Here is a 6,529-nt window from a genome sequence, read left to right as displayed (position 1 = left end):
GAGCTGGTGATCGGTTGCATCGGGGACGCCGTGCGCTACACCGCCACGCGCAGCGAGGCGTACCTGTGCGCCCCCACCGACGCGGTGCACCGCGTCGGGCCCGGCCCCGCCGTCGCCATCGCGATGGTGGCGACGGTCCTCGCGGTCGGCGCCTGGCTCTGGCGGGCGCGGGGCTGGCCGTGGCTGGCGCTGGCGGCCGCCGCGATGTTCCTCGTGGCCGCCGCCGGACCGGCGTTCGGGGCGTACGCCGCGCCGCTCGCCAACGCCGGAGAGATCGGCCTCGTCGCCGCGATGGTCGCCACCGCCCGCTGGAGCGCCCTGCGCGCGGGCCGCACACCGGCGGCGTAGCGCCTCGGCGCGACGCGCCGGTGGGGGGCCCGGCGGGGCGCCGCGGTACCCTCCCCGCATGCCGACCCTGTTCGAACCGCTCCCCCTGCGCGACCTGACCCTCCGCAACCGCATCGGCGTGTCGCCGATGTGCATGTACGCCTGCGACGCGCGCGACGGCCTCGCGACCCCGTTCCACGTCGCGCACCTCGGCGCGCGCGCGCTCGGCGGCGCCGGCCTGGTGTTCAGCGAAGCGACGGCCGTGACCGCCGACGGCCGCATCAGCCCCGAGGATTTGGGGCTCTGGAGCGACGCGCACGCCGCCGCCCTCCGCCCCGTCGTCGACGCGGTCCACGCCGGCGGTGCGGCGATGGGGATCCAACTCGCGCACGCCGGCCGCAAGGCGTCGACCTACCGGCCGTACGGCGCGCCGCGGCGCGGCGTCGTGCCCGCCGACGAGGGCGGCTGGACGCCGCTCGGGCCGAGCGACGTCCCGTTCCGCGACGGCGACCCCGCCCCCCGCGCCGCGGACGGGGACGACCTGGCCCAGGTCGTGCAGGCGTTCGCGGACGCCGCCGCCCGCGCCGACGCGATCGGCGTGGACGTCGTCGAGGTGCACGCCGCGCACGGCTACCTCCTCCACGCCTTCCTCTCGCCCCTCGGGAACCCCCGGACCGACGCGTGGGGGGGCGACTGGGCCGGGCGGACGCGGCTCGTCAAGGAGGTCGTCACCGCGGTCCGGGCGGTCTGGCCCGCCGGGAAGCCGCTGTTCGTCCGGCTGTCCGCCGTCGACGGCGCCGAGGGCGGCTGGACGGTGGAGGACAGCGTCCGGCTCGCCGCGGACCTCGCGCCGCTCGGAGCGGACGTGATCGACGCGTCGGGCGGCGGGGTGCGGCCGGGCGCCCGCCCCGACGTCGGCCCGGGCGGGCAGGTGCCGTGGGCGGAGGCGATCCGCCGCGGGGCGGACGTCGCGAGCGCCGCGGTCGGCGGTCTGCACGACCCCGCCGTCGCCGCCTCCGTCGTCGCGGAGGGCCGCGCCGACCTGGTGCTGGTCGGCAAGGGCATGCTCCACGACGCCTTCTGGGTGCACCACGCCGCGGAGGCGCTCGGCGTGGCCGCGCCCTGGCCGGAGGCGTACGGCTGGGCGGTGGCGCCCGAGGGGTAGGCCCCGAGGGGCCCGCGCGTCAGTCGGTCGGTCCGCCGAGCGCGTCGACGATGCTCGAGGCGAGCAGCTCGACGGCGATCGGCAGCGCCGCCTCGTCGACGTCGAAGTTCGGGTGGTGGTGCGGCCAGGCGGTCGCGTCGCCGCCCGACGCGCCGACGAACGCGTAACAGCCGGGCGCCTGCTGGAGCCAGTACGCCATGTCGTCGCCGCCCATGATGGGCGCCATCTCGACCACCCGTTCGGGGCCGACGACGCGCTCCGCGACGGCGCGGAGCCGGTCGGCCTCGGTCGGGTCGTTGACGACCGCCGGGAACCCCGACGTCCACCGCACGTCGGCCTCCGCGCGGTGCGTCGCGGCGACCGACGCCGCGACCTCGTGGATGCGCTCGCGGAGCCGTTCGCGGGTGTCCGCCTCGAAGGTGCGGAGCGTCCCGGCGAGGTGCGCCTCCTGCGGAATGACGTTGTAGGCGCTGCCCGCCTCGAAGCGGGTCACGCTGATCACCGCCCGGTCGATCGGGTCGAGCTCGCGCGAGACGAGCGTCTGGAGGGTCGTGACGAGCTCCGCGCCGGCCACGATCGGATCGATCGTCTCCTGCGGGCGGGCGGCGTGCCCGCCGCGCCCCCGGAGGATCAGGTCGTACGTATCGGTCGCCGCCATCGCCGGTCCGGCCCGCAGCGCGACCGTGCCGGTCGGGTACTGGCTGGAGAGGTGCAGGCCGGTCACGTGGTCGATCGCGAGGCCCTCGAGGGCGCCGTCCTGCAGCATCGCCTCCGCCCCGCCCGGCATGACCTCCTCGGCGGGCTGGAAGACGAACACCACGCGGCCCGCGAGGGCGTCGCCCATCCCGACGACGGTCTCCGCGACCGACAGCAGGACCGCCGTATGGCCGTCGTGCCCGCACGCGTGCGCCTGTCCGGGGGTCGTCGAGGCGTACGGCACGTCCTTCGCGTCGGGCACCGGCAGGGCGTCCATGTCGGCGCGGGCCAACACCGTCGGGCCGGGCCGACCGGCGTCCCACACCGCGACGACGCCGGTCCCCCCGACGCCGGTCCGGGGGGTCAGGCCGAGTTCGCGCAGGCGGGCGTCGACGACGCCCGCCGTGCGGACCTCCTGGAAGGCGGTCTCGGGGTGCATGTGGAGGTCGCGGCGGGTCGCGACGGTCTTCTCGGTCAGGGCCTGAGCGCGTGCGTGCATCGTGTCCATGCGCCAGCCTACCCCCCTGCGGGGCGTCGCTTCACCCCCCGGACGCCGCCCGAAGCGCCGCTTGGAGCGCGGCGTAGGCCAGCGGCAGCGTCCCGATCGCGGCGACGGTGTGGATCGCGAGGATCGACGCCATCAGGCGTTCGTCGCCCCCCATGGCGCGGGCCAGGACGTACGAGGCGGACGCGGTCGGCATCGCCTGGAACAACACCAGCGGCCCCAACCAGGCGGCCGGCAGCGCGAGGGCGACCCCGAGCGCGAACGTCGCGAGCGGCAGCGCCACGAACTTGAGCGCCATGGACGCCAGGATCGGTCGCGTCCGCCGCCCCGCTTCGCGGAAGCGGAGGCTGGCGCCGACCGACAGCAGGCCCGCGGCGAGGGCGGCCTGCCCCAACAGCTCCAGCGCCCGCGCGAGCGGCCCGAGCGGCGTGCCCGCGACGTTCGCGACGAGCCCCAGCAGCGACGCGGCGATCAGCGGGTTGGAGGCGATCGAGCGCAGCAGCGTGCGCCCGTCGAGGGCCGCAGCGCCCGCGAAGCGCGCCAGGACCAGGACCGCGAGGACGTTGACGACCGGGACGGTCAGGGCGACGAACAGCGCGACGGCGCCGTCGCTGCCGGGGTAGAGGACCGGCACGACGAGGAACGCGACGTAGCTGTTGAAGCGTACGGCGCCCTGGAAGACCGAACTGAACGCCGGCCCGTCCGCGGCGACGACGCGGCGCAGCGTGAGCGTCGCGAGGGCGACGAGGGCCAACCCGCCCCACAGGGCGACCGCCACCCGCCCACTCCCGCCGAGCCCCACCTCGGACGTCGCGAGGCTCTCGAGGATCAACGCCGGGAAGAACACCCAGTAGTTCAGGCGGTCCAGGCCCGGCCAGAACCCGTCGGGGAGGAACCGCCCCCGGGCGAGCGCCACGCCGACCCCGATCAACAGGACGAGCGGAGCGAGGGCGCTGGCGACGAGCGGCATGGGGCGAAGGCTACCCCGCCCTCGCGCGCGACGTCGGACGCGTGGTAGGCGTGTCGGCATGGGATTCCGCTTTTGGCGAAGGCTGCAGGTGGCGCCCGGCCTCCGCGTCAACCTGAGCCGCTCGGGCGCGTCGTTGTCGGTGGGGCCGCGGGGGGCGGCCGCGACCGTCGGGCCGGGCGGGGCGCGGGGCACGGTCGGGCTTCCCGGGACCGGCCTGTTCTACACGGTGCAGGCCGGCGGCGGACGCCGCGGGGGGAGGCGCGGCGGCGAGGCCGGCGACGGCGGCGATGCACCCCCGGCCTCGGGCGGCCGGGGCGCCCCACCCGAGCTGGGGCTCCTCGAGCGCCTCACCGCGTCGTCGGCGCGACGCGCCTTCGTGCGCGGCCTCCGGGCCCTGCACGGCGGGGACGAGGACGAGGGCCTCCGGGAGCTGCGCCGCGCCGCGGACGCGCTCGACGCGCCGCAGGCGGGCGGCCGGGGCGTCGACGACGCGGCGGTGGACGCCGCCTGGCTGGCGGGGCTGTTGACGGCGAAGGGGGGCGACGCGGACGCCGCCGTGCATCTCCTGGAGCGGGCCGCGGCGCACGGCGACCGGTTGGGCGTCGCGAGCGGCGAGGAGGGGGTCGATCTCGTCGTGCACCTGCCGTTGTCCGAGGTCGCCTCCGCCCACCTCCATCCGCACCCCGCCGCCACGCGCATCGCGTTGGCCGAGGTCGAGCAGGAGCGCGGGCGGCTGGACGTGGCCCGCGCCCACCTGGAGCGCCTCCGCGCGGACGCACCGAACGATCCGCTGGTGCTGGCCGCCTGGAGCGACGTCGTCCTCGCGCAGGTCGAGGCGGCGGAGGCGGCGGGCGAGGCGCCGGACCCCGACGACCTCCACGCGATTCACCGGGCCACCCTGGGCACCGAGAACGAGAGCGCGCTGCACGCCGCGGTGCTGCTGGCGCAGGGGCGGGCGTTGCGGCGCCTAGGGCTCCCGACCGCCGCGCGGGACGCGCTGACCGCCGCGTACCGTCGCAAGAAGGACCGCCCCGAGGCGCTCCTGCGGGCGGCGCGCTACGAGCGGGCGTCGTGCTACGAGGCGCTCGGGCGCAAGGCCCGCGCCCGCGCCGAATTGGAGGCGATCTACGCCGACGCGCCCGACTACGAGGACGTCGCGGAGCGGCTCGGGTTGGCCGGCTGACGCGCGCCGAAGGCGCGCGCCGCGCCCGGAGGCGCGGCGCGGGGGGACGCGGCGAGGAGGCGCCGCGGCTCAGGCGAAGACGAGGAACACGAGGAGCGCCGCGACGTACGCGATCGCCATCTGCCACGCGACCGACAGGACCGCGTAGCGGGTCCCGAACGCCTTGCGGATAGCGGCGACGGTCGCGACGCAGGGGACGTACAACAGGCTGAACACCATCAGCGACAGGGCGGAGCCGAGCGACATCGCGCCGGCGAGGCGCGAACCGAGCGCCGCGTCGGGCGCGTCCGTCGCGAGGACCGATCCCCACAGGCCGGCGATCGTGTTGCGGACCGCCTCGACGAGGCTGAGGCCCATGTGCTGCAGGCCGGCGATGAACGAGACCGACCCGGCGGCGTCGGCCCCGGTGAAGGTGAGCGCCATGCTGCCGATCATGACCTCCTTGGCGACCAGGCCGGGGATCAACGCCCCGACGACCCGCCAGTCGCCCAGCCCGATCGGGGCGAAGAGCGGCGTGAGGCTGCGCGACACCGCCTCGAAGACGCTCGTGCCGCCGGGGAGGGTGAGGGTCAGGAGCGCCCAGACGATCGCGACGACGACGAGGATCGGGCCGCCCGCGCCGGCGAGGAACGCCTTCGTGCGGACCCAGGCGATGCGCAGCACCAACCCGAACGGCGGGAGGCGGTAGTCGGGGAGTTCCATGACGCCGGTCGCGGTCTCGCCCTTGAGCGCCCCGCGGAACACGAGCGCCGTGAACAACGCCGCGAGGAAGCCGAACACGTACAGGCCGGTCAACACCAGCCCGGCGTACTGCGGCACGAACGCCGCGGCCAGCAGCACGAACACCGGGAGCCGCGCCCCGCAGGGGATCGACGGGATCGCCAGCGCGACGCGGAGGCGGTCGCGGGGCTGCTCGAGCATCTTCGTCGACTGCACCGCCGGCACCGTGCAGCCGAGCGACAACACCATCGGGAGGACCGCGCGGCCGGGCAGGCCGAGGCTGCGCATGAGGCCGTCGGCGAGGTAGGCGACGCGCGCCAGCAGGCCGGCGTTCTCGAGGAAGCCGAGGATCGCGTAGAGGGTGAACAGCACCGGCACGAAGGCGACGACGGTGCCGACCCCCTCGATCACCGCGCCGGACAGGAACGACCCCACCAGCGCCGGCAACGGCAGCGCCTCCGCCCATGCCGCGAGGACGCCCTGCACCTCGCCGAGGAAACCGACCCAGGGGTCGGAGAGGGCGAACGTCAGGTGGAAGGTGAGGGCCAACCCCGCGAGGAGCACGAACGGCCCGACCCACGGGTTCAGGACGACCGCGTCGACGCGGTCGCCGGGCGACGCCTGCGCGTCCCCGGCGGGACGGGTGGCGCGGCCGGCGACGGCGTGCGCGAAGCGGTGGCGAGCTTCGGCGACGTCGAGGAACGCATCGATGCCGCTCGCGAGAAGGCCGCCGCGTTCCTGGTCGGCGCGGACCGCCAGCGGGTCCGCCCAGGCGGGTCCGCCCGGGTCGCCCGGCCCACCGGCGTCGGTCAGGTCGACGGTCGCGCCGACCGGGACGCTGGCCGCGGTCGCGGGGACCGACGCGGGGTTCCACTCGCCGGCGAGCGCCGCGAGGGGGTGCCAGCGGCTGGGGGCGTGCGTCTGGAGGCGGCCGGCGGCGCGCGCCACCGCCTCGGGGTAGGG

The 6,529-nt window shown here is 76.6% G+C and carries 6 protein-coding genes; 3 read left to right on the top strand and 3 right to left on the bottom strand.

Translation table 11 applies throughout. From position 1 onward, the window contains the following. Positions 1-348 (top strand): hypothetical protein (locus RI554_09985; GenBank protein MDR9392344.1); only part of this gene is annotated, 348 nt, incomplete at its 5' end. Positions 349-406: 58 nt separating this feature from the next. Continuing rightward, positions 407-1,492 (top strand): NADH:flavin oxidoreductase/NADH oxidase, encoded by a 1,086-nt coding sequence (locus RI554_09980; GenBank protein ID MDR9392343.1) that lies wholly within the window; start codon positions 407-409, stop codon positions 1,490-1,492. Between the two features lie 19 nt (positions 1,493-1,511). Here RI554_09980 and RI554_09975 read toward each other — a convergent pair whose 3' ends face one another. Further along, a complete protein-coding gene (locus RI554_09975) occupies positions 1,512-2,696 on the bottom strand; it encodes an amidohydrolase (GenBank protein MDR9392342.1) in 1,185 nt (394 codons plus the stop codon). A 31-nt stretch (positions 2,697-2,727) separates the two neighbouring features. Next, positions 2,728-3,663 (bottom strand): AEC family transporter, encoded by a 936-nt coding sequence (locus tag RI554_09970; GenBank protein ID MDR9392341.1) that lies wholly within the window; start codon positions 3,661-3,663, stop codon positions 2,728-2,730. A gap of 58 nt (positions 3,664-3,721) precedes the next feature. Between RI554_09970 and RI554_09965 the strand changes: the two genes are divergently transcribed. Continuing rightward, positions 3,722-4,846 carry a DUF4236 domain-containing protein gene (locus RI554_09965; GenBank protein ID MDR9392340.1) on the top strand — a complete coding sequence of 375 codons (1,125 nt, stop codon included), beginning with the start codon at positions 3,722-3,724 and terminating at the stop codon, positions 4,844-4,846. Positions 4,847-4,915: 69 nt separating this feature from the next. Here the strand turns inward: RI554_09965 and RI554_09960 are convergent. After that, positions 4,916-6,529, bottom strand: a 1,614-nt coding sequence (locus RI554_09960) for a ferrous iron transporter B (protein MDR9392339.1), incomplete at its 5' end; no start/stop codon positions are given.

The organism is Trueperaceae bacterium, assembly GCA_031581195.1.
Taxonomy (GTDB): Bacteria; Deinococcota; Deinococci; order Deinococcales; family Trueperaceae; genus SLSQ01.
Note: the sequence above shows the minus strand (reverse complement) of the source record. Positions and strands in the feature narration are given on the sequence as shown.